At 58.6% G+C, this 22061-nt stretch carries 19 protein-coding genes and 5 tRNA genes; 14 read left to right on the forward strand and 10 right to left on the reverse strand.

Translation table 11 applies throughout. The features are described 5' to 3' along the window. The 13 genes from AAA138_RS02390 (at position 1) to rplA (ending at position 8295) form a co-directional block, all read left to right on the forward strand. On the forward strand, positions 1-678 hold the full coding sequence (locus AAA138_RS02390) for an NYN domain-containing protein (RefSeq protein ID WP_006234978.1): 678 nt from the start codon (positions 1-3) through the stop codon (positions 676-678). Positions 679-902: 224 nt separating this feature from the next. Beyond that, positions 903-977, forward strand: a tRNA-Thr gene (locus AAA138_RS02395). Positions 978-1380: 403 nt separating this feature from the next. Next, the gene (locus AAA138_RS02400; protein ID WP_349089424.1) at positions 1381-3231 is read left to right on the forward strand and encodes a DUF262 domain-containing HNH endonuclease family protein; all 1851 of its coding nucleotides are present in this window, start codon (positions 1381-1383) and stop codon (positions 3229-3231) included. Between the two features lie 682 nt (positions 3232-3913). Beyond that, positions 3914-3995 (forward strand) — tRNA-Tyr (locus AAA138_RS02405). Between the two features lie 10 nt (positions 3996-4005). Beyond that, positions 4006-4081: transfer RNA gene (locus AAA138_RS02410), tRNA-Thr, on the forward strand. Between the two features lie 3 nt (positions 4082-4084). Next, a tRNA-Met gene (locus AAA138_RS02415) sits at positions 4085-4161 on the forward strand. A gap of 96 nt (positions 4162-4257) precedes the next feature. Then, on the forward strand, positions 4258-5448 hold the full coding sequence (gene tuf, locus AAA138_RS02420) for an elongation factor Tu (RefSeq protein ID WP_035137538.1): 1191 nt from the start codon (positions 4258-4260) through the stop codon (positions 5446-5448). Between the two features lie 279 nt (positions 5449-5727). Further along, positions 5728-5877, forward strand: coding sequence for a 50S ribosomal protein L33 (gene rpmG, locus AAA138_RS02425; RefSeq protein WP_022093895.1), 150 nt, complete (start codon positions 5728-5730; stop codon positions 5875-5877). A 13-nt stretch (positions 5878-5890) separates the two neighbouring features. Continuing rightward, positions 5891-5966: transfer RNA gene (locus tag AAA138_RS02430), tRNA-Trp, on the forward strand. 76 nt (positions 5967-6042) lie between these two features. Further along, complete coding sequence (gene secE / locus AAA138_RS02435; RefSeq protein ID WP_117775877.1) at positions 6043-6381, forward strand: preprotein translocase subunit SecE; 339 nt, start codon at positions 6043-6045, stop codon at positions 6379-6381. Between the two features lie 3 nt (positions 6382-6384). After that, positions 6385-6921 (forward strand): transcription termination/antitermination protein NusG, encoded by a 537-nt coding sequence (gene nusG, locus AAA138_RS02440; RefSeq protein WP_006234984.1) that lies wholly within the window; start codon positions 6385-6387, stop codon positions 6919-6921. 120 nt (positions 6922-7041) lie between these two features. Further along, positions 7042-7470: a 50S ribosomal protein L11 gene (gene rplK / locus AAA138_RS02445; RefSeq protein WP_349089426.1), complete on the forward strand. Its 429-nt coding sequence runs from the start codon at positions 7042-7044 to the stop codon at positions 7468-7470. Between the two features lie 117 nt (positions 7471-7587). Then, positions 7588-8295: a 50S ribosomal protein L1 gene (gene rplA / locus AAA138_RS02450; RefSeq protein ID WP_022093892.1), complete on the forward strand. Its 708-nt coding sequence runs from the start codon at positions 7588-7590 to the stop codon at positions 8293-8295. Between the two features lie 287 nt (positions 8296-8582). Here the strand turns inward: rplA and AAA138_RS02455 are convergent, their stop codons facing one another. From AAA138_RS02455 to AAA138_RS02500, 10 genes are all read right to left on the reverse strand, one after another. Beyond that, a complete protein-coding gene (locus tag AAA138_RS02455; RefSeq protein ID WP_349089427.1) occupies positions 8583-9293 on the reverse strand; it encodes a metallophosphoesterase family protein in 711 nt (236 codons plus the stop codon). Continuing rightward, a complete protein-coding gene (locus AAA138_RS02460; protein WP_349089428.1) occupies positions 9290-11206 on the reverse strand; it encodes a BMP family ABC transporter substrate-binding protein in 1917 nt (638 codons plus the stop codon). The genes AAA138_RS02455 and AAA138_RS02460 overlap by 4 nt, the downstream gene beginning before the upstream one ends. Positions 11207-11298: 92 nt before the next feature. Beyond that, positions 11299-12066 (reverse strand): mechanosensitive ion channel domain-containing protein, encoded by a 768-nt coding sequence (locus AAA138_RS02465; protein WP_349089429.1) that lies wholly within the window; start codon positions 12064-12066, stop codon positions 11299-11301. 278 nt (positions 12067-12344) lie between these two features. Then, entirely contained in the window at positions 12345-13139 is a 795-nt protein-coding gene (locus AAA138_RS02470; protein ID WP_349089431.1) for an ABC transporter ATP-binding protein, read from the reverse strand. After that, a complete protein-coding gene (locus tag AAA138_RS02475; protein ID WP_195535792.1) occupies positions 13132-14055 on the reverse strand; it encodes an ABC transporter permease in 924 nt (307 codons plus the stop codon). Before AAA138_RS02475 ends, AAA138_RS02470 begins: the two co-directional genes overlap by 8 nt. A gap of 204 nt (positions 14056-14259) precedes the next feature. Further along, complete coding sequence (locus AAA138_RS02480; RefSeq protein WP_349089433.1) at positions 14260-15240, reverse strand: ABC transporter substrate-binding protein; 981 nt, start codon at positions 15238-15240, stop codon at positions 14260-14262. 159 nt (positions 15241-15399) lie between these two features. Beyond that, positions 15400-16188, reverse strand: coding sequence for a hypothetical protein (locus AAA138_RS02485; RefSeq protein ID WP_349089435.1), 789 nt, complete (start codon positions 16186-16188; stop codon positions 15400-15402). A gap of 258 nt (positions 16189-16446) precedes the next feature. Next, on the reverse strand, positions 16447-17850 hold the full coding sequence (asnS, locus tag AAA138_RS02490; protein WP_349089436.1) for an asparagine--tRNA ligase: 1404 nt from the start codon (positions 17848-17850) through the stop codon (positions 16447-16449). Between the two features lie 136 nt (positions 17851-17986). Continuing rightward, on the reverse strand, positions 17987-19921 hold the full coding sequence (locus AAA138_RS02495) for an acyltransferase family protein (protein ID WP_349089438.1): 1935 nt from the start codon (positions 19919-19921) through the stop codon (positions 17987-17989). Between the two features lie 234 nt (positions 19922-20155). Next, on the reverse strand, positions 20156-20719 hold the full coding sequence (locus AAA138_RS02500; RefSeq protein WP_349089440.1) for a PTS glucose transporter subunit IIA: 564 nt from the start codon (positions 20717-20719) through the stop codon (positions 20156-20158). A 246-nt stretch (positions 20720-20965) separates the two neighbouring features. Here AAA138_RS02500 and AAA138_RS02505 point away from each other — a divergent pair, with 246 nt between their 5' ends. Next, positions 20966-21865 carry an alpha/beta hydrolase gene (locus tag AAA138_RS02505; RefSeq protein WP_349089442.1) on the forward strand — a complete coding sequence of 300 codons (900 nt, stop codon included), beginning with the start codon at positions 20966-20968 and terminating at the stop codon, positions 21863-21865. Positions 21866-22061 lie beyond the last annotated feature (196 nt).

Below are 22061 nucleotides of genomic sequence, written 5' to 3' on the forward strand. Positions count from 1 at the left end.
ATGTCCAAGAAGAACCGCGCCAAGTCCAAGGCCAAGCGCTTTGGCGAGGGCTCGGCCAAGCCGATTGTTTCGGCTGCGACCTATGGCGTGGGCGGCAATGCGTTTGCGCAGGCTATCGCCGACCCAGTCTCGACGGTGCACTCCAATAAGCCCGAGCTGCTGGTGGTCGACGGTTACAACGTGATCCACTGCACGCCGCGCTACGAAAAGCTCGTGTACGATCATTCCGACGATCCGTATTCCAGCGACGTTCACGATATGGCGCGCACTGCCCTCATCAACGACGTTGCTGCGTTTGCCCAAGGCCGCTACGAGGCCGTAATCGTGTTTGACGGTGCGGGCAATATCTCCAGCGAGCGCCCCAACCTGCCGGCCCGTGGCGTGCGCATCGAGTTTTCGCCGACGGGCGTCTCGGCCGATACCGTGGTGCAAAAGCTCTGCATCGAGGCGCGCGAGGAAGGCCGCGCGTGCTCCGTTGTATCGAGCGACGGCACAATCCAGGCCGTCGTCATGGGCAAGGGCGTTACGCGCATCTCGAGCCGCATGCTGGTGGACGAGATCAAACAGATCGATAACGACGTTCACGAGGCAGAGGAAGCTCCGCAGATCAAGATGACCCTGGGCAGTCGCCTAAGTCCCGATGCGCTGGCCAAGCTCAAGGCGTTGCGCGGGAGGTAGGGGATTGTCCATAGAGACCCGTTTCCCAATTGGCCAGCCCGTTGATTTGTAATCAATGGGCTGCGGGCTTACCGTCGCCAAAACGAATAGTTTTTGGTTCTGGCGAACAGATAAAACTATTCGTTCTGACGAAGGGTTTTGAGATGTGGTCGGTCAAAGGGTCTGTTGCGCCTCGTCCGCAATTCCTTTATTCTTAACTGGCTTCGCGTGAAAGCGCCAAGTGTGCCAGTGTGGCGCAACGGTAGCGCAACTGATTTGTAATCAGTGGGTTGCAGGTTCGATTCCTGTCACTGGCTCCATGAGTTTTCGCAGGTCGGGGGCCGTATGGCTCCCGATTTTGCATTTTCATGCAACAGCTCATGCAACAAACATGCAACAATTAAATCGGAATTGCATTTATGTGTGTTTTGTGACCGATGTCCAATGTCCATAAATGCGTGCAACGAAGCAGGAAAAGCAAAGCTTACAGTTGCTCTGTCTCCATTAGAGTTTTGGGCTTTGTTTCTCCAACTGGGATAGGGTGGAAAGTGACCAAGGTGCCGAGAGCTCCGACGCTGCCTCTCGAAAGATTGCGCGCCGTGCGCGGCGCTCTTTCCTGTAGCCCATGGGTATTACTATAGTCTAGATTTAATTCGGCGCGAGAAGTCAAGGGCGACAAGGATTTCCCGTCGTTTGTGAGCAAGGTGATTGAAAGGACTCATGATGATTAATAGCGTAGAGGACCCAACGGTTGCCAATATTCTGTCGACCGATATGCTAAAAATCTATGACATTCCTCGTTACCAGCGCGAATACACTTGGAATCAGCGCGATTGGGCGAATCTCTATGACGATATCACCCAAAACGATGCCGGATACTTCCTGGGCTCGTTTATTGTCGTGAACGGGACTGTGAATTCCAAGATGGATACCATTCACTATGAAGTCATCGATGGCCAGCAACGCCTGACGACGCTCAGCCTTCTCCTTGCTGCCATCTACGCTCGCGTTATGGAGCATAAGGATTCTATCGACGATGACCTGATGCTGGACGATGTCCGCCCTCTGCGCAATCGCCTTATCCTGAAATCCGACAAGTCGAGGACGCGCGTTATTCCTCAGGTTCAGAATCATAACCTTGAGGATTACCGCTGGATCTTGAAGGAACATATCGGTTTAGACGTCGTTATGCAAAAGCCGAAGTTCCTCGGTCTGAGAAAGATGTCTAAGGCATTCAACTATTTTTACGATCGATTGGGCGAGGAAGTTGAAGACGGGAGCGGGATCGAATGTGTTCATGCCCTGCTTGATATCTGCAAGCTGGTGTGCTCCGCAGTCGTGGTCCAGATTACCGTCGATAGCCATGCGGACGCCTATACCCTGTTCGCGTCCCTTAACAACCGCGGTGTCCCCTTGAGCGCCGTTGACCTCATCAAAAACATGCTTCTCGGCAAGGTTGCCGGGGTGGATGACGGACGGCTCGACTATTACTTTGAACGCTGGCAGGAAGTGCTCCGCAATCTCGGCGATGACTACAAGACGCAGGAGCGCTTCTTCCGCCAGAACTACGATGCCTTCCGCCGGGAGGTAAATAAGCCATTTATCGGCGAATCAGGTTCCCAACTCCCCCTCGGTTCCGTTGCCACGCGTTCCAACCTTCTGAAAATCTACGAGAAGCGGATGGAAGCCGATGACGGCGCCCTTAAGGTGTTGGACGAGCTGACCGAGAATTCCGCACTCTACTCGAAGATCATTGGGCTCGATCAAGAGAGCCCGGATTCCGAGCTTTCGCATCAGCTTTTGGAGCTTTCGAGAGCGCAGGGCGTCGCATCTTACCTGATGCTGCTGTTCCTTTTCAAGAAGCAGGACCAGTTGGAGCTAAAAGATGAAACCCTCGCGCTTCTTGTTAAGCTCCTTGTCTGCTTCTTTGTCCGACGCAACCTTACCGATACGCCTCCCACGCGTGACCTGGAGAGGCTCTTCATCAGTATTTGCGAGAGCCTCGAAAGCGAGGGTCTCAAGGGCATTGCGGCCGCGGAACACATCAAGAAGCGCCTCGTCGACGTGTCTGCCAGTGACGCTTCCTTCAAAGAACGTCTTGAAGGGCCGATTTACGATGTCAATCCCGATATGACGCGCTACATCCTGACCGTTATTGCATCACCGAGCGTTACGAAGGAGATGAAGCCACTTTGGGATCGATATGACTCCGGAAACTACGTTTGGACAATCGAGCACATCTTTCCCCAAGGTAAGAACATTCCCGACGAATGGGTGAAGATGGTTGCGGACGGCGACGTTTCCAGGGCGATTGAGGTGCAGGAGAAGCAGGTTCATACGCTTGGAAATCTGACTATCACCGGATATAACTCAAAGCTGAGCAACATGCCCTTTGTGACCAAGCGAGACCGCAAGGATGCGAACGGGGCGAACGTCGGATACCGCAACGGGTTGAACCTGAACGACGAGTTGGTAAACACGGATACCTGGACCAGCGAGCAGATTCAGGAGCGCACAGACAAGCTCGTTGGACTCACTTTGAAAGCTTTTGACTTTGACGAGATTGAGTTCTAGTGACCGCCAGCCAATATCTTGGGGACATTCGGCCCAAACGATTCAATCTCAATCTGTAACATCTAGACCGGTATTTCTCTTCAAGCTGTTACAGATTGAGATGTTAAGACGGGTTGGCGGGTAATATCTCGATCTGTAACACGAAGAGGCTGAAAACCTTTCTTACTGTTACAGAATGAGACGGAAGTCGGGGCTACTGCGTAGTATCTCAATCTGTAACAGATAGGGGAGAAAATGTTCTCTAAATGTTACAGGTCGAGACAAAGGCCGGACCGGTCCCAGTCATCCTGGCTGAGCGAGGATTTCCGGACAAACGAGGGTGGAGAATCTCCCGCCTGGAGATTATCCACGCTCGATTTTGCCTGGGAAGAGCAAATTTCTGTCTGGGAAGCCCAACCACGACCTATATATAGGTGCAAATGAGTCGTTATCGAAGTGATATTCTACAGGCTCACTCTACTACGCCAAAGTGTTCCCTCGGGAAATGTCACCGCTATATGCAAATTCACCTTCCTTCATATCCAAACTCAGCAAAACCGCAGGTCAAAGGTATGTAGATACGCCCGGCACCGTGTATCTAGAGGTTTTCGTTGACAGCCCCCAAGGTGGCATCGTATTATCTTCTTCGTTCGCGGGGGCGGCGGTCCAAAAGACCAAAGGACCTGCGGATACTTGAACGATTGGGAGTTTGCCCGAGTGGTTAATGGGGACGGGCTGTAAACCCGTTGGCTCTGCCTACATAGGTTCGAATCCTATAGCTCCCACCCGTCAAGTGCCTGTATAGCTCAGTCGGTAGAGCACTTCGTTGGTAACGAAGAGGTCACCAGTTCAAGTCTGGTTGCAGGCTCCATCCGGCGGTGTAGCTCAGTTGGTTAGAGCACACGGTTCATACCCGTGGCGTCACTGGTTCGAATCCAGTCACCGCTACCATAGGTAACACGGTGGCTTCTCAATAGTATGTTGAGAGGCCACTATGGTATAAAGGCAAAGTCCCGTCCGGGGACGACCTGTTAAGAGGAGGGCTTTATGGCCAAAGAGAAGTTTGAGCGCACTAAGCCGCATGTTAACATCGGCACCATTGGTCACGTCGACCACGGCAAGACCACGCTGACCGCTGCCATCACCAAGGTTCTCTCCGAGACCGAGGGCTGCAAGGCTGACTTCACTGCGTTCGAGAACATCGACAAGGCTCCCGAGGAGCGCGAGCGCGGCATTACGATTTCCGTCTCCCACGTCGAGTACGAAACCGCTGCCCGTCACTACGCTCACGTTGACTGCCCGGGCCACGCTGACTACGTCAAGAACATGATTTCCGGTGCTGCTCAGATGGACGGCGCTATCCTGGTCATCGCCGCTACCGACGGCCCCATGGCTCAGACCCGCGAGCACATCCTGCTCGCCCGTCAGGTCGGCGTTCCCTACATCGTCGTCTTCCTGAACAAGTGCGACATGGTCGACGATGACGAGCTCATCGACCTCGTCGAGATGGAGACCCGTGAGCTCCTCTCCGAGTACGATTTCCCCGGCGACGACATCCCCGTCATCCGTGGTTCCGCTCTGGGCGCTCTCGAGGGCGACGCCAAGTGGATGGACGCCATTCGCGAGCTCATGAAGGCCGTCGACGAGTACATCCCGACGCCTGCTCGTAACAACGACCTCCCGTTCCTGATGGCCGTTGAGGACGTTATGACCATCTCCGGCCGTGGTACCGTTGCTACCGGCCGTGTCGAGCGCGGTGAGCTCAAGCTCAACGAGCCCGTCGAGATCGTCGGCATCAAGGATACCCAGAACACCGTCGTTACCGGTATCGAGATGTTCCGTAAGTCCATGGACTTCTGCGAGGCTGGCGACAACGTCGGTCTGCTGCTCCGCGGCATCAAGCGTGAGGACATCGAGCGCGGCCAGGTTCTCTGCAAGCCCGGTTCGGTTACCCCGCACACCAAGTTCACCGGTGAGATCTACGTTCTGACCAAGGAGGAGGGCGGCCGTCACACCCCGTTCTTCGATGGTTATCGTCCTCAGTTCTACTTCCGTACCACCGACGTTACTGGTACGGTCAAGCTCCCCGAGGGCACCGAGATGGCTATGCCTGGTGACCACATCACCATCGAGGGCGACCTCATCCACCCGATCGCCATGGAGGAGGGCCTGCGCTTCGCTATCCGCGAGGGTGGCCACACCGTCGGTTCGGGCATCGTCTCCACGATCATTGAGTAAATTAGCTCTTTGATATAGCTGACTTAGAGAACCCGGCACTTATATGGGTGCCGGGTTCTTTTCTGCAATGGATATTGAGCCGTTGCTGGTGTCGAGAGGATCGATAATGGTCCTGGATGCACCGTCGATTAGCTCTCGGTGGCTTCATTGATGTGTTCCAAATATGAATGGATCCACCGAGAACCAATTGACTCGAGGTTTTCATTGACAGCACTTACGTGGAGCTGATAAAGTAACAACTCGTGCCCGTACGGGGCGGAAATGAAAGGTTCAGGATACATGCGTACTCTAGTTACTCTTGCGTGCACTGAGTGCAAGCGCCGCAACTATACGACCACCAAGAACAAGTCGACCATGCCTGATCGTATGGAGATCAAGAAGTATTGCCCCTGGTGCCGTCACCACACGCTGCACAAAGAGACTCGCTAGTCTCTAGTCACATACGCCAGTAGTTCAATTGGTAGAGCATCGGTCTCCAAAACCGAGTGTTGAGGGTTCGAGTCCTTCCTGGCGTGCCAGTCATTATTCCGTAAGCTCCCACTTGGGGGCTTACGGTTTACTCATGTATAAGCGCATTGCGCGGAGGTAACCCAAATGGCCAACAAGAAGAACAAGAAGAAGGCTCAGCAGTCGGCACCTGCCAACAGCGCTGCCGCCAACTCCAAGGTTGAGGCCAAGAAGGCCGTTGCCAAGAAGAACGAGAAGGCTGCGAAGTCCAAGAAGAACGAGAAGCCTGGTTTCTTCGCCCGCACCAAGAAGTATTTCGCTTCGGTCAAGTCCGAGATGAAGCGTGTCACGTGGCCCGATAAGAAGGAGCTCGTGAACTACTCGGTCGTCGTCTGCGCTTCTCTGGTCGTCGTCGGCGTCGTCATCGCTCTGCTCGATGCTGGCTTTGGCGAGGCTCTTGCTCTGTTCTCTGGATTGAGGGGCTAAACCATGTCTAAGCGTTGGTACGTCGTTCACACTTACTCCGGATACGAGAACCGCGTAAAGTCCGATCTCGAGCATCGTATCGAGACCATGGGCATGCAGGACCGTATCTTTGATATCGAGATTCCTATGGAGCGCGTCACCGAGATTAAAGAGGGTGGCAAGCGCGAGACCAAGGATTCCAAGATTTTCCCGGGTTATGTCTTGGTCCGCATGGAGATGGATGACGATGCTTGGACGTGTGTCCGCAACACGCCCGGCGTCACCGGTTTCCTGGGCGGCAACGGTAAGCCTGCACCGCTTTCCCGCGATGAGTACAATAAGATGACTCGTCGTCCCGGTAAGGGCGATTCGCCCAAGCGCACCTCGGTTGATATTCAGGTCGGCACGTCCGTCCGCGTCACCGATGGCCCGCTTACCGACTTTGATGGCAAGGTCTCCGAGGTTAACACCGAGGCTGGCAAGCTCAAGGTCACGCTGATGATCTTTGGCCGCGAGACGCCGGTCGAGCTCGACTTTAACCAGGTCGCTGTCATCGCTTAAGTTTTCGTCCGTTCGCGCGAGCGTGCTTCTTCTGTGACTGCTCATCTCAGGAGTGCTTCTAACACGTGCGTGCTTACGATATAGCAAGTACTTCACACTCGTGATTCGAAAGGAATGACCATGGCTGAGAAGAAGGTTGCCAACGTCATTAAGCTCCAGATTCTTGCTGGTGCAGCTAACCCCGCTCCTCCCGTCGGCCCCGCCCTGGGCGCTGCTGGCGTGAACATCATGCAGTTCTGCCAGGCCTTTAACGCCGAGACGCAGGATAAGAAGGGCGACATCATCCCCGTTGAGATCTCTGTCTACGAGGATAAGTCCTTCTCCTTCATCACCAAGACCCCGCCGGCGGCTCACCTCATCAAGAAGGAGCTGAACCTCAAGTCTGGTTCCGCTAAGCCCCAGGCCGACAAGGTTGGCCAGCTCTCCCAGGAGCAGCTCACCAAGATCGCCGAGATCAAGATGCCGGACCTCAATGCCAACGACATTGACGCCGCCAAGAAGATTATCGCCGGTACCGCCCGTTCCATGGGCGTCACCATCGCTGAGTAGCGATTTCTTATGGTAACGACGGGTGCTCCGACCGGGGCGCCCGTTAAATGTGTGCAATAGGGCACACGATACGATGTGGGAGGGCTCACGCCCGTTTAACCACAGGAGGTAATGCACATGGCTAAGCATGGTAAGAGCTATAACGCCGCTGCCGAGAAGATCGACCGCGCCACGCTCTACACCCCCCTTCAGGCTGCCAAGCTCATCAAGGAGCTCGACACCGCCAAGTTCGACGAGACCGTCGAGGCCCACTTCCGTCTGGGCATCGATACTCGTAAGGCTGACCAGAACATCCGTGGTTCCATCTCCCTGCCCCACGGCACCGGCAAGACCGTTCGTGTTGCCGTCTTCGCCGAGGGTGAGAAGGCTCGCGAGGCCGAGGCTGCCGGCGCCGACATCATCGGTTCCGACGAGCTCGTCGCCCAGATCCAGAAGGGCGAGATCAACTTCGACGCCGCTATCGCTACGCCGAACATGATGGCCAAGGTTGGCCGCATCGGTAAGATCCTTGGTCCCCGTGGCCTCATGCCGAACCCCAAGCTCGGCACCGTGACCATGGACGTCGCCAAGATGGTCTCCGAGCTCAAGGCCGGCCGCGTTGAGTACCGCGCCGACCGTTACGGCATCTGCCACGTGCCCCTGGGAAAGAAGTCCTTCTCTGAGCAGCAGCTCGTCGAGAACTACGCTGCCCTGTACACCGAGATCCTGCGCGTCAAGCCCTCTTCTGCCAAGGGCAAGTACGTCAAGTCCATCTCCGTGTCTTCCACCATGGGCCCTGGCGTCAAGGTCGATCCCGCTGTCCAGCGTGATTTCCTGGCTGAGTAACTAACAGTTACTGCCTGAGCAAAGCAAGCATTGCTAAAGAAACCCGGTTCTGCCTCGTGCAGGACCGGGTTTCTTGCTATCTCGGGCCCAAACCACCACAAAGGGGACAGGCACCTTTGTGGTGGTTTGGGCACTTTGGCGTCAATGTTATTGCATCGCAGCGAGCCGGTTCCAAGTGCCCCAGGTCGCCCCGAAAGAGGAGCGACGCGTACTTTGGTACGCGAGCGACGGCTTGAGGGGCGAGATGGGGTGCTTGGGGCCGGCGCAGCGTCAAGCCTTAAAAGTGGTTACCAGGGTGTTCTGGCGGTTGAGGACTCGATGGCCTCGTGGCGCTTGAGCTCGCGGCGCATGGTTTGCGAATTGAGCCAGGCTGCCTGCCAGCCACGGATGGGGTAGCGCGCTTCGTCTAGCTCAAACTGCGTATAGCCGCAGGCGTTGATAATCGTCGTCCCGCACGCGTGTTGCCGCTCGCGCTGAAAATCGGGACCGTAGCTCTGATGCACATGCCCGTGCACCATGTAGTCGGGATTCCAGGACTCGAGCGCTGTGTTAAAGCATTCGAATCCTCGATGTGCCAGATCATCCAGGTCGCCCATGCCGGCGGCGGGCGCATGGGTCAGCAGGATATCGCAGCCGCCGACCATCCTCACTTTGCGGGAGAGCTTGCGCATGCGCTTGGTCATCTCGCGCTCGGTATACATGTTGGCACCGTCTCGGTAGCGCATGGAGCCGCCAAGCCCCGCAATGCGGACGCCGCGGTACACGTAGACGGCGTCTTCGACACAGATGCAGCCACCCGGTGCATGACGTGCATAGCGGTCATCGTGGTTGCCGCGCACGTAGATGAGCGGTTTGTTGATGACGGTGACCAAAAACTCAAGATAATCCGGGTCCAGATCGCCGGCGGACAAAATCAGGTCGACACCCTCAAAGCGTTCCTTGCGAAAGCATTCCCGAAGGCATCGTTCCTCGGTATCGGCTACGGCAAGGATCTTCATAGGGCGCGGACTTTCGGCTCATCGTTGGGCTGTGGAATGGCGCCTACCACGTTGTCGGCCAGCCAGTTCATCTCGACGATTTGCGTGCTTGGCAGTGGGGGAAAGCCCTCGATCTGCACCACGCCGCTCTGACTGTGGAGCTCACCGCCAAACGGATTGATGGAGCCCTCGACGATGCCGTTGCGGAGTAGCTGCACCAGTTTGCGCGTCTGATAGGGCAGGCCCGGCGCGTAGCGAATGTCGATAACGCCCGAGCTCATGCCGTACCAGTAGTTGACGGCGCGAACCTGGTTGGCGTCACTGGTCTCATCCCAGGTGCCATGCAGCAGGCTTCGCACGATAAGCTCGTAGTATCGGCCCCAGTTCCATACCGGCATGGCGATGCCGACGACCTTGCCATCGACCAGGCGGTGGAGTCCGTAGGCCGTAGGGTCCTCCAGCGACTTGGACATGTCAGCGCCGGTCATGACGCTCACGCCTTCGCGGCACATGGCCTCGGCAAGACCGCCGGCGGGCACATCGCCCCAGGTGAGGATTACCTGCGCGCGGGGGTCGAGCAGCGAGGCGCCAATCGCAAAGGCGTTGATCTCGCTAAGTGCGCCCGACGCAAAGACCGACGCGTGGTAGCCAATGCGATGGTTGTCCGCCATGCTGGCGGCAAGGGCGCCCAGGAGGAATTTAGCCTCGTACATCTTTCCAAAATACGAACGGACGCTTTGGTGGGGAAGGCCGATAGAGCAGTTGAGGAACCGAACCTGGGGATACTCAACGGCAGCCCTGAGCGTGTATTCCATCAGGCGGTGCGAGGTCGAGAAGATGACGTTAGCACCATGTTTGACAGCCGTTTCCACGGCGGCGTAGAACACGTCCGGATCGTGGCAGTCCTCGAATGCCTCGGTGCGCACGATGCCGCCAAAGTGCTCGTCGAGATACTGACGCCCTTGGTCGTGCAAGCTGTCCCAGCTCGACGATGCACAGGGGAATTCATGGATAAAGGCGATGCGCAGAGGGTTGGCCGCCGAATAAACGGTCTTGCCCATAAAGAAGTTGAACACGCCGGAGGTGGACTTGGCGGGCGCCTCTTCCTCATCGACGCTCGGTGCCTCGACAAGATCGACCTTGTCCTCGTCATTTTTGCCGGCAATGACCAACTCGCGCCACATCTTGCACAGGCGGTTTACGACGATATCCGTCGGCGTATCCAGCAGGCGGTCCTGGTTGTACACATTGAGGTAGACGAGCATGGCGTCGGCGGGCGTAATGTCCAGGTGGTCGCCGCCCGCGCGAAGGTAGGCACGCTTAAAGAGTAGGAAGGTGTGGCGCAGGTAGTCGACCTTTTTCTGTGGCCACTTTTCGATAAGGTTCTGACCGAGCATCTTGGCGAGCGTCTCGTAGCTTCCCTCACGCGAGAACTCGATCTCGTATAGGGGACAGACGCGCCAAAACGCGCAGAATTCACCGTACAGGCGGCTTTCGACGGAGTTCCATTTGCCGGGGTAGAGACGGGTGACCTTGGCCGAAACCGTCGGGGCGTCCAGGAATTTGAGGACGCTGACGCGCTTGTTGCCTTCCTGGACATAGAACCGATGCATGAACTCGGTGACGATGATGGGGTCGCGATAGCCCTCGGTCACCTGGATGTCGTAGAGGTTGGACCACTTGCGGGCGAACTCGGTGTTAAACGGCAGCAGGGGCATAAAGTTACACGAAAAGGCAGACTGACGGCCTTTGGTGACCGTGCCGACGACCATTTCGAGCGGAATGTCCCTCAGACCGACGCTCTCTCGCTGGCCTAAGGGGAGCTGGGAAACGAGGCCGTCGAGGTCCGTAAGGTACGGGTGCTCGCTTTGGCTGATGGCGCGACGGCGTCCCTGCTCGCCGCGCTTGCGTGCTTGACGATAGGCCTCTTCCATGGTGTCTACTCCCTTAGTCGTTTAAACAACGATATAACCATGGTACCACGATGCGAAACCACCAGAAAGGTGCCTGGCCCTTTGTGGTGGTTTTAGGCGATGATGGGGGCGATGGCGCGGATGCAGGCGTCGGCTGCCGTAAAGGTGGTGCTGTCGTCGCTGACGATAAAGATGATCTTGCCCTTAATGCCAAAGTCGCCGATTTCGCTAAAGAGCACGTAGGGCTCCTTGTCAAAGCTCGAGATGGGAAGCACGGCGGCCTTGGTGGCGTCGGTGAGTTCATCTGCCAGCGCGTCCAGTGAAGCCCACTTGGACGTGTCCTTGACCGCGACGGGCACGGCAACGCGCCCAAAGGGCATCAAATGCACGAGCGTGTTCTTGGAGATGTTGGAGTTGGGGACGATGATGGTTTGCCCACAGGCGTCCTCGATGGTCGTATGACGCCAGGTGATGTCTTGGACCACGCCCGACACGCCGCCGACCTCGATATTGTCGCCGGGCTTGATGATGCCCATAAAGGTCACCTGCATGCCACCGATAAGGTTTGACAGCGTGTCCTGAAAGCCGAGCGAGATGGCGATGCCGCCGACGCCAAGAGCGGCGACGAGGGCGTTTGCGTTAATGCCAAAGCAGTTGTCGAGGATAAAGCTGCCGCCGATCGTCCAGATGACGGCACGCGCGATGTTGATGAAGATGCTCGATGCCGGAAGCGGGTTGTCGTCGCGGTTGAGCAGGTGGCGCAGGGTCTTGGATACGACCTTGGTGGCGATGGCGGTGCCTATTACCAAGATGACGGCCCAGATGATGTTGTGGACCCACCGTTGCTCAAAGAAATGAAGAATCGGTTCAAACAATTCCATGTAGGGAAAACCTCCTAATGATCGTCCAACCATGATACCCACCAAGAAGCCCGTCCGATCAAATTCGGACGGGCTTCTTGGTGGGTATAAGGTTTGCACGGCGGGGAAGAGATCTTCTCAAGGCAGTTTCCTTAGTTCTTGACCAGTGGTCCCTGCTGACGCTGGATTATCGACATGATATGCGAAAACCGCCGCAAGGGCGCCTGTCCCTTTGCGGCGGTTTTGACGTTTGTGCAGATAAAACCTGCCAAAATAAACCTGTCCCTCTTTGGCAGGTTTTAGCTCAGCAGCATGCGGTCGTTGGCGAGCTCGCCGCCCGAGACCTCCTCGAACTTCTGCAGCAGGTCGGCCACGGTGAGCGACTTTTTCTCATTGCCCGCCACGTCGTAGATCACATGGCCCTCGTGCATCATGATCAGACGGTTGCCCAGACGGATGGCGTCGTTCATGTTATGCGTGACCATGAGCGTGGTCAGGTGGTTCTCGTCGACGATCTCCTCGGTCAGGTTGAGCACCTTAGAGGCCGTCTTGGGGTCGAGGGCCGCCGTGTGCTCGTCGAGCAGCAGCAGGCGCGGCTTGGTGAGCGTGGCCATCAGCAGGGTGAGTGCCTGGCGCTGGCCGCCCGAGAGCAGGCCGACCTTGGCGTTGAGGCGTGTGTCCAGGCCAAGGTCCAGGCGCTTGAGCAGCTCAACGTACTCGTCCTTCTCGGCCTTGGTGACGCCCCACGAAAGGCCGCGACGCTGGCCGCGGCGCTTGGCGAGGGCCAGGTTCTCGGCAATTTGCATGTCGGCAGCGGTGCCGCGCATGGGGTCCTGGAACACTCGGCCCAGGTACTTGGCGCGCTGCGACTCGCTCAGACGCGAGATATCGGTGCCGTCGAGCTCAATAACGCCCGAATCGAGCGGATACACGCCGGCAATCATGTTGAGCAGCGTGGACTTGCCGGCGCCGTTGCCGCCGATCACGGTCACAAAGTCGCCGTCGTTAAGGGTAAGGTCGACGCCGGTGAGCGCGCGCTTCTCGGTAACGGTGCCCTTGTTAAAGGTTTTTTTGACGTGCGAGAGCTTAAGCATCTGCCTCATCCCCCTTCGTGTAGGAGCTGCGGAGCTTATAGCGCTCCCAAACCACGGGCACGCACAGGGCCACGGCAACAATCACGGCGGAGAGCAGCTTCATGTCGTTGGCGTCCATACCCAGCTGCAGCACGATGGCGCGAATGAGGAAGTACACCACGGAGCCAAAGACTGCAGAGGCAAGACGGACGCTAAACTGCGTCAGACCGCCGGGCAGCAGGCGGCCGAGCACCTCGCCGATAACAATGGCGGCAAGACCGATAACGATGGCGCCGGTGCCCATGCCAATGTCAGCGTACTTCTGGCTCTGGCAGATGAGCGCACCCGAAAGGCCGATAAGGGCGTTGGAGAGCACGAGGGCGATCATCTTGGTGGAGTTGGTGTTGACGCCCAGGGCGCGGATCATGTACTCGTTGTTGCCGGTGGCACGCAGCGCCGAGCCGATCTCGGTGCCAAAGAACCAGTACAGGATGGCGACGATGGCCACGGCCAGCACAATGCCCAGGATGATGGCAACGGTGGACTGCGGCAGGCCCGTCATGTGGCTGACAGACGAGAAGATGGTGCCCTTGGCAAGGATGGGCGTGTTGGACTTACCCATGATGCGCAGGTTGATGGACCACAGGCTGATCTGCGTAAGGATTCCGGCGAGGATTGCGGGAATCTCAAAGACGGTGGTCAAGATGCCCGTGACGGCGCCGGCGATGGCGCCGGCGCACATGCCAGCCAGTACGGCGAGCAGTGGGTCGACGTTATTGTTGACGATGAGCACGGCGCAAACGCAGCCGCCGAGGGCAAAGCTGCCGTCGCAGGTCATATCGGGGATGTCGAGCAGGCGGAACGTGATAAACACGCCGAGCACCATAATGCCCCAGAGGACGCCCTGCGAAATGGCGCCCTGCAATGCAATGAGCATGCTTCATACCTCCTAGGATAGGGTGGACACGTGATTTTCCATAATAGCGGTAACACTGCATAAAAGAGCTGCGGACGGATGTTTTGTCTCATCCAAAACAAGCAGGGCGAACGCCGGTCTATAGCGTTCGCCCCTGTGGCTCAGATATTGAATAACGCGGCTATGGCACGAGCGCGGGCTCTAGATGCATTGCCACGCATGACGCTATGCGTCCAGAGCGGAGAGGTCGATGCCCAGGGCCTCGGCCATCTCGTCGTTCTTGACGACGACCAGGTCCTTGCTCGAGAGATGCTTGATCGGCATATCCTCAGGCTTGGCCTCGCCCTTCAGGATCTTGACGGCCATCTCGCCTGCAGCGTAGCCCAGGTCCTCATAGTTGATGGAGAGGGTGAACACGCCGCCGGCCTTGCACATGCCCTCCTCGCCGGTAACGAAGGGGAGCTTGTTCTCCTTGCAGATCTGGCCGACCTGCGAAGCACCCGCGGCGATGGTGTTGTCGGTGGGGGAGTACAGCGCGTCGACCTTGCCCACGGCGGACTCGACGACGGACTGGATCTCGTTGGAGCTCGAGACGGTGAAGTCGGTGTACTCGAGGCCCAGCTTGTCGAGCTCCTTCTTGGCGGCCTTGATCTGGACGTCGGAGTTGGACTCGGCGGTGCAGTAGAGCAGGCCGACCTTCTTAACGTCGGGCAGGACCTTCTGCATCATCTCGAGCTGCTCGGCGACCGGGGTGAGGTCGGAAGCGCCCGTGACGTTGGTGCCGGGCTTGTCGTTGTCCTGGACCAGGCCGGAAGCGGCGTAGTCGGTGATGGCGCAGCCAACGATGGGGATATCGGCGGTGGCGCCGGCGGCAGCCTGCGCGGCGGGCGTAGCGATGGCATAGATCAGGTTGACGCCGTCGCCTACGAACTTGTCGGCAATGGACTTACACGTGGACTGGTCGTTCTGGGCGTTCTTCTGGTCGATCTTGACCTTGAGACCGCTCTTCTTGATGGCCTTGACGAAGCCGTCGTTGGCGGCATCGAGCGCGGAGTGCTCGGTGAGCTGCAGAACGCCGATGGTGTAGTCGGAACCGGCGGCAGCGGAGCCGGAACCAGAGTTGCCGCCGCATCCGGCGAGCGGAGCGAGCGCGAGCAGGCCAGCGGAGACAAGAAGGCTCCTGCGGCTGATGGTGATGTCCTTCATATCATTACCCCCAGTATAAAAATGGCTGGAAACACTGCACTAGGAAAAAGTGCAAGTGGGACTATAGTAACGCCGATGCCCATTTTTACAACATCCTGGCGCGTTTTTTAATACTGAACCGGATGGGCGGTGCTGAGGAACGACGGACGGTAACGGGGCTTACGCTGCGGGTGCGGTGCTGTCTTCTTCGTCTAGCGCGGCAAAGAGTTTCTTGCCGTCGAGCAAACGCGTGCTGACGTTTCTCATGCGGCTGACCTCAACGGTGCGCAGGGTGTCGTCGGCGCCTCGGGTGTCGTAGACCGTTCCCAGCAGATACGAGACGCCATCGCGTTGCCTGATGGCAAAGGGCCGGACCGTCATCCGCACCACCTCGATTTCGCCTCGGGTCAGGACGTTTGTGATATCAAAGCTGACGGTTGTTCCATGGTCGATGGCCTGTTCGACGAGCTCGCACGTGTCGATACGCTTGGCGTGCGGACGCGTTGCCTTGACGGGCGCGTCGTTGGCGGCCGGTGCCGGTTCGGGCATATCGAGATAGTCGCGAACATCGGCGCTCGCCATGGCGACCAGGTGCTGTGCCATGCTCTTTCGAATGGCTATGGGCGTCGATCGGTTGCGCATGACCATGCCGTGGAGCCGTATGATCTCTTCGTCAGCAAGCGGGCGGGTGAGGAGCCGATAGCCCACGCCGCGTTTATAGTCGATTTCGTATCCGGCGTGACGAAGTGCGGATATCGAGGTATAGATGCTGCGGCGTGCCGCCGAGATGGGCATGCGGGCGGGGTCGTCGGGATGGGCGAGGAGCTCGACCAGCTCGTCGGAAAGCAGTGCCTTGTCCTCGCCGGTGTTCTCGCTCAAGAGCTGCAGGATGCGTACGGCGCGATAGGCTGCCATCGAGGCGGAGCCCCTGGTCGTGGTCTCGTAGTTTTCAACAACGGCTTCGGTCATAGCGCCCACGTCCTCTCCGTTTTGGGTGGCGACGGTATGGAGCCTAGGATGCGGGGCTTTCCCAGGGGTGCAGGGCGCTCTGGGCGGTCGGTAGCCGTCGGCAAACGGTGGGTCGAGTTTTCAACAACCCTGCCTAACTGACCAAAACCTTGCCAAAAGCTTGACGGATGCTGTTGAAAAAAGCGCCTCTCGGCAGATGTCGAGAGGCGCTTGTGTGACGAGCGTTGGCGAGTGGCGACGCGAGCTAGCGTCCGACGATTAGAAGTCGGCGTTACCCACGGTACGCGGGTGCGGCAGGACGTCGCGGATATTGCCCACGCCGGTGAGGTACATCACCAAGCGCTCGAAGCCCAGACCGTAGCCGGCGTGCTTGCAGGAACCGTAGCGGCGCAGGTCAAGGTAGTACTTGTACTGCTCGGGATTCATACCCAGGTCCTTGATGCGGGCCTCGAGCAGATCCAGGCGCTCCTCGCGCTGTGAGCCGCCGATAATCTCGCCGATACCGGGAACCAGGCAGTCGGCGGCGGCGACGGTCTTGCCGTCCTCGTTCATGCGCATGTAGAAGGCCTTGATCTCGGCCGGGTAGTCGGTTACGAAGGTCGGGCGCTTAAAGTGCTCTTCGGTCAGGAAACGCTCGTGCTCGGTTTGCAGGTCGATGCCCCAGCTCACGGGATAGTCAAACTTGTGACCCGCAGCGACTGCCTGCTCCAGGATCTCGACGGCCTCGGTATAGGTGACGCGGGCAAAGTCGGAGTTGGCGACATGGCCCAGGCGCTCGAGCAGACCCTTGTCCACAAACTTGTTGAGCATGTTGAGCTCGTCGGGGCAGGTGGCCATAACGTCCTTAAGAACGTACTTGAGCATGGCCTCGGCGTTGTCCATGTAGTCGTTGAGGTCGGCGAAGGCCATCTCGGGCTCAATCATCCAAAACTCGGCGGCGTGGCGCGTGGTGTTGGAGTTTTCGGCGCGGAAGGTGGGGCCAAAGGTGTACACGTCGCCAAAGGCCATGGCAAAGTTCTCGGCATTGAGCTGGCCGGACACGGTGAGGCTCGCATGCTTGCCAAAGAAGTCCTGGCTCCAGTCGACCTCGCCGGACTCGGTGAGGGGCGGATTTTTGGGGTCGAGCGTGGTCACGCGGAACATCTCGCCGGCGCCCTCGCAGTCACTCGTGGTGATGATGGGGGTGTTGACGTAGACAAAGCCCTGCTCCTGGAAGAAGCGGTGGATGGCGGCAGCCGCGACAGAGCGGATACGGAACACAGCGCGGAACAGGTTGGTGCGCGGGCGCAGGTGCTGCTGGGTGCGCAGGAACTCGACGGTGGCACGCTTCTTCTGCAGCGGGTAATCCGGGGCGCTGACGCCCTCGACCTCGATGGAGGTAGCAGAAAGCTCGAAGGGCTGGGGCGCATCGGGGGTCAGCTTAACGGTGCCGCTGCAGATGAGGGCGGCCGAGACGTTTTGATGGGTGATCTCGTCGTAGTTGTCGAGCGCCTCGCGGTTCATGACGACCTGCAGGTCGCGGAAGCAGCTGCCGTCGTTGAGCGTAACGAAGCCAAAGTTCTTCATGTCGCGGACGGACTTGACCCAGCCGGCGACGGTGACAGTCTGGCCGCCGAGCGACTCGGCATCGGCATAGAGCTGCGCGATTTTGGTGCGGTTCACGTATCCTCCCATAACGGTTGTACGGATTATTTCCAAGCAGTTAACCATTCTAACCCGCGAGTGGGGGCGTAGCAAAACGTCAGGTGTGATGTATGGGCGTGACGTGGGCACCGCGCAAGCGCCGATTTTGCGTTGCCTAGTGCCCGCAGATGGCTTGGCGTATGAGGGCAGCGTAGGTGTCGATTCCCGCCTGGGTGAGGTGTGTGCCGTCGTCGACGAGGTATTCGCTGTGGCCCTCTGAGGCACCGTTCCAGTCGATGACGCCGGCGTTGTCGTTTTGAGCGCAGACGTCACGAATCGTCTGGTTATTGCGGTCCTGTAGCTCGAGCGGTACGCGCACGGTCACAAAGTAGATGGGCTTGCCACCTACGGCATTAATCACGTCTTGCACCTGCTGGGGGTCGCGGATGAGGCCATTGGTGCCAAGTGCGCAAATGACCACACTCGGGTCGTAATTGGCGCTGTCCTGCGCGTAGACATCCTGGAAGGTGTAGAACTGGCGGCTCACCACGCCGTCGATGTACGCGTTGGGAAGCGCCGCCTGAATGCCAGGTTGGGCACCTGCGGTGACCGAGTCGCCGATCATGAGCACGCGGGCGTCGCAGGTTCCGGTTGCCTCGTCGTAGGTAAAGCTCTTCCAGTCAAGGTTCTTGGGGACCTTTTCGGCGATAGGTCCCTCTTTGGGTTTTTGCTTGGCAGCGTCATCGGATGCGGTGTCGCTGGGCTGGGATTCTTTACCGGATGCGGGCTCGGCACCCTTGTCGTTGGCTCCGTTGTCCTGGGCGGAGGTCGCGTTCTGGGCAAGCTCGGGACGGAGCTGCTCGGCGCGGGCGGTGGCGATGCCTGCCCAGTCAAGCGGCGCGAAGGCAAGTGCGGCGACGCATGCGGCGCCAAGCGCGGGGAGCACCATGGTGGGTGCGAGGACGTGCTTTCTTGCCGTGCTGTCCTGTTGGGCCGGCTTGTGGGACCAAGGACGTTCGACGAGGCGATAGAAAACCTCGGCTACCGCAAGGATCAGTACAAGCTGTAATACCTGCTCCCACCAGGCGATGCGGGTAGTGCGGGTTGCAGGGTTCATAAGAAGCAGTAGGGGATAGTGCACCAGATAGACCGAGAACGAACGCTGTCCCAACCAGACGAGCGGCTTGACCGACAACAGACGACGTACGATACATTCCGTGTTTTGCACGCAGGTGATAAGGAGCCCGGTGAGCAGGGCAAACAGCAAAAAGCCGCCGCGGTAGAGCCAGGCGCTCTCTCCGGTCAGCATGAGTGCGCCGGCTATAACGGCAACGAGCCACGCGATAGAAATCGCGTTGACCTTTGAGATGCCCTTGTTGGCGCCGGGGGTATGGATGTCACCGCTCAGCATTTCGCGCAGACGCGGCGCGGCGATGGCGGCTAAGGCTCCGCATAGAAGCTCGGCGGCACGGGCGTCGGTTCCGTAGTAGACGCGCGATGTGTCGGCGGTGGGATTAAACATGAGGACCATGGCTGCCGTCGATGCAAGCGCGAATGCGATCGTGATGCCGATGGCGGTGTTGCGTGACCTGGTTTTGCTGCACAGCGCCATAAGGATGACCGGCCATACCAGATAGAACTGCATAGTGACAGCGCAGAACCACAGGTGCGTGAGCGGCGAGGGGAGTCCTGCAGCTGCGAAATACGAGACGTTGCGGAAGATGTAGAACCAGTTGCTCAAAAAGAGTGCCGATGGCAGGGCGTCCTGCTGCACCTTAGGGAGTAGGCTCGGGGCCGCGATGTAGGTGGCGACGGCGGTAAGCGCGATGGTCACGACGATCGGCGGCATCATGCGCGCAATGCGGCGGCAGATATAGCGCGGGTACGAGAATCCGTCGCGTGCCGTGGCCCGCATAATGCTTTTGGTGGCGAGATAGCCACTCAGCGTAAAGAAGAGCGTAACGCCCAAAAAACCGCCGGTCAGGCGGCTGGGGCGAAGGTGATATAGGACGACGCCGGCGATGGCGAGGGCGCGGAGCCCGTCGAGCGCGACGATGCGTTGGTTGCGTTGAGGCGCGGCATGTGCGGCGCCCGTGGGTGTGTTTTGCATCGATCTTCCTCCAATGTCGACCTAGCAGTCTAGCGCTCTGCGCGGACAAAGGAAGGGGGTTCGTGCGGTTGAACAACATGCCGCGGGACGATGCTTCGCTACGCAAAAGCCGCACCTGCGTTGATGCTCAGCTGCCTATATAGAAACGTTTCAGAACCTCTACATAGGCAAAAACAACAACACAGATGCGGCAAAGATGCACGGGTGGTTGACCCGTTATGTGACGGCAGTCTGCTACTTGGTCTTGGCAACCAGCAGCGGATCACCAAGCTTGACGAGCGGGTTGCCGCCGATAAGCGTTCCAGACTCGCCGACATGGTCGATGCTCTTAAGACGATTGAGCTCGGAGACGATGACGGTCACGATGTCCTCGTGACCAGCGGCCTTAATGGCCTCGCGGTCGAAGCTGATGAGCGGCTGGCCTGCCTTGACCACATCGCCCATCTCGACAAAGCGGGCAAAACCCTTGCCGTTCATTTCCACGGTGCCCAGGCCAACATGGATAAACACGCGCAGACCGTCCTCGGTAATCATGCCGATGGAGTGGTTGGTGACGGTGGTGGCGCCGATACGGCCGTTGGCGGGGGCGTAAATGGTGCCGGTAATGGGCTCGATGCCATAGCCCTGGCCGAGCATGCCCGAGGCGATGGTCTCGTCGGGAACCTCACTCAGATTGACGAGCACGCCGTTGACGGGGGCGTAGATGACGCCTTCGCGGGTGGCGAAGCTTGCTGCGGGCGGAACGGACGCCTCGCCCGACGAGGTGAACGTGGACTTGAGCGAATCGAGCAGACCCATAGATGCCTCCAACGTATCAGGCGCGCATGTTGCACGCGTGTGGTTTGCCGGAAACGTTTCGTACGTGTTTCCCAGCACGGTCAGCGCCCCTATTTTACGCTGCCTAACGATAGCTCTGAACAGCGATTTTGTGATATATCAGTTGAAGGCCAACTTATTGCGGGGGTGTTTCTGCGCCGCGGGCTCAAGTGGGGTACGCTAAGGTGCGAAAAACGAGTGCGCACGAATCGCACGGAGGGAGCACCTATGATTATTGAGAACCATGCGCTGTGGGGCGAGGAGCCGACCGAGGATTATCCGGCGACGTTTACGTATCTGGGTGCCGAGCCGCTGCCCGACAAGCCCAATGGCCGCCGCCCCGCGGTGATCATCTGCGGCGGAGGCGGGTTTACGCATATCGCTCCGCACGAGCAGGACCCGGTGGCGTTTGCATTTTTGGACCGCGGCTACCAGGCCTTTGTGCTCAACTATGTGACGAGTGGCACGGGCGACGTGAGCTTTCCGCACCCGCAGGCGGACCTCGCCAAGATGGTCGCTACCGTGCGCGCCAACGCCGACGAGTGGCATGTCGATCCCAAGCGCGTGTGCATTGTGGGTTTCTCGGCGGGCGGCATGATCTGCGCCTCATTGGCAACGCAGTGGAAGACCGGACCCTTCGCGGGCCTTGCTGGGGCTCGTCCGGAGGATATTCGTCCCGACGCCGTGGTGCTGGGCTATCCGTTGCTCGACCTTGCCTATGTGCGCGATATGCAGACACGCGATCCGCGCATCGACCTGCGCGTGCCCAAGACGGGCGGCAAGACAGGACGCGATTTGCTCAACGACTATCTGTCGATGGTGACGGGCGGCGAGGCGACCGATGAGCACTTGACCGACATTTGCCCTACCACGCACGTTTCGCGCCAGATGCCCCCGACCTTTGTGTGGGGCGTTTCGGACGACAAGACGGCGCCGATCGCGCAGGTCTACCCGTTTGCGCAGCGCATGGCCGAGGAGGGTGTTGCATGCGAGATGCACGTCTTTGACCAGGGCGGCCACGGTCTTTCGCTCGGCAACGCCAATACCGCGGTCGACAACGAGGGCAAGCAGGTGGCAGTCCGTCCTTGGATTCGCCTAGCCTTCCGCTTCCTGGAGCGTCATCTGTAAGAGGACGGGCATCCCGGCCCTTCAATAACTTGCGGTGAAATAGTTCCTATCTGGGGCGTCAACCAGCCCAGGCAGGAACTATTCCACCGCAACTTTGGTTTTGATGCCCCGCCCGGAAACTGCGTCCCGGTTTGGGCGCGGATTCCGGGATGCAGTTTCCCATAGGGCCTCGACTGGGAAAGTGCGTCCCGTTTCG

Source organism: Collinsella sp. CLA-JM-H32B, assembly GCF_040098065.1.
Classification (GTDB): domain Bacteria; phylum Actinomycetota; class Coriobacteriia; order Coriobacteriales; family Coriobacteriaceae; genus Collinsella.

What these genes read in the sequence shown, in the direction of transcription:
- AAA138_RS02495 (WP_349089438.1), bottom strand. Translation starts at nt 19,921, where the DNA reads ATGCAAAACACACCCACGGGCGCCGCACATGCCGCGCCTCAACGCAAC.
- AAA138_RS02390 (WP_006234978.1), top strand. Translation starts at nt 1, where the DNA reads ATGTCCAAGAAGAACCGCGCCAAGTCCAAGGCCAAGCGCTTTGGCGAG.
- AAA138_RS02500 (WP_349089440.1), bottom strand. Translation starts at nt 20,719, where the DNA reads ATGGGTCTGCTCGATTCGCTCAAGTCCACGTTCACCTCGTCGGGCGAG.
- AAA138_RS02480 (WP_349089433.1), bottom strand. Translation starts at nt 15,240, where the DNA reads ATGAAGGACATCACCATCAGCCGCAGGAGCCTTCTTGTCTCCGCTGGC.
- secE (WP_117775877.1), top strand. Translation starts at nt 6,043, where the DNA reads ATGGCCAACAAGAAGAACAAGAAGAAGGCTCAGCAGTCGGCACCTGCC.
- AAA138_RS02475 (WP_195535792.1), bottom strand. Translation starts at nt 14,055, where the DNA reads ATGCTCATTGCATTGCAGGGCGCCATTTCGCAGGGCGTCCTCTGGGGC.
- rpmG (WP_022093895.1), top strand. Translation starts at nt 5,728, where the DNA reads ATGCGTACTCTAGTTACTCTTGCGTGCACTGAGTGCAAGCGCCGCAAC.
- AAA138_RS02465 (WP_349089429.1), bottom strand. Translation starts at nt 12,066, where the DNA reads ATGGAATTGTTTGAACCGATTCTTCATTTCTTTGAGCAACGGTGGGTC.
- AAA138_RS02470 (WP_349089431.1), bottom strand. Translation starts at nt 13,139, where the DNA reads ATGCTTAAGCTCTCGCACGTCAAAAAAACCTTTAACAAGGGCACCGTT.
- AAA138_RS02485 (WP_349089435.1), bottom strand. Translation starts at nt 16,188, where the DNA reads ATGACCGAAGCCGTTGTTGAAAACTACGAGACCACGACCAGGGGCTCC.
- AAA138_RS02460 (WP_349089428.1), bottom strand. Translation starts at nt 11,206, where the DNA reads ATGGAAGAGGCCTATCGTCAAGCACGCAAGCGCGGCGAGCAGGGACGC.
- nusG (WP_006234984.1), top strand. Translation starts at nt 6,385, where the DNA reads ATGTCTAAGCGTTGGTACGTCGTTCACACTTACTCCGGATACGAGAAC.
- rplK (WP_349089426.1), top strand. Translation starts at nt 7,042, where the DNA reads ATGGCTGAGAAGAAGGTTGCCAACGTCATTAAGCTCCAGATTCTTGCT.
- AAA138_RS02455 (WP_349089427.1), bottom strand. Translation starts at nt 9,293, where the DNA reads ATGAAGATCCTTGCCGTAGCCGATACCGAGGAACGATGCCTTCGGGAA.
- tuf (WP_035137538.1), top strand. Translation starts at nt 4,258, where the DNA reads ATGGCCAAAGAGAAGTTTGAGCGCACTAAGCCGCATGTTAACATCGGC.
- AAA138_RS02505 (WP_349089442.1), top strand. Translation starts at nt 20,966, where the DNA reads ATGATTATTGAGAACCATGCGCTGTGGGGCGAGGAGCCGACCGAGGAT.
- rplA (WP_022093892.1), top strand. Translation starts at nt 7,588, where the DNA reads ATGGCTAAGCATGGTAAGAGCTATAACGCCGCTGCCGAGAAGATCGAC.
- AAA138_RS02400 (WP_349089424.1), top strand. Translation starts at nt 1,381, where the DNA reads ATGATTAATAGCGTAGAGGACCCAACGGTTGCCAATATTCTGTCGACC.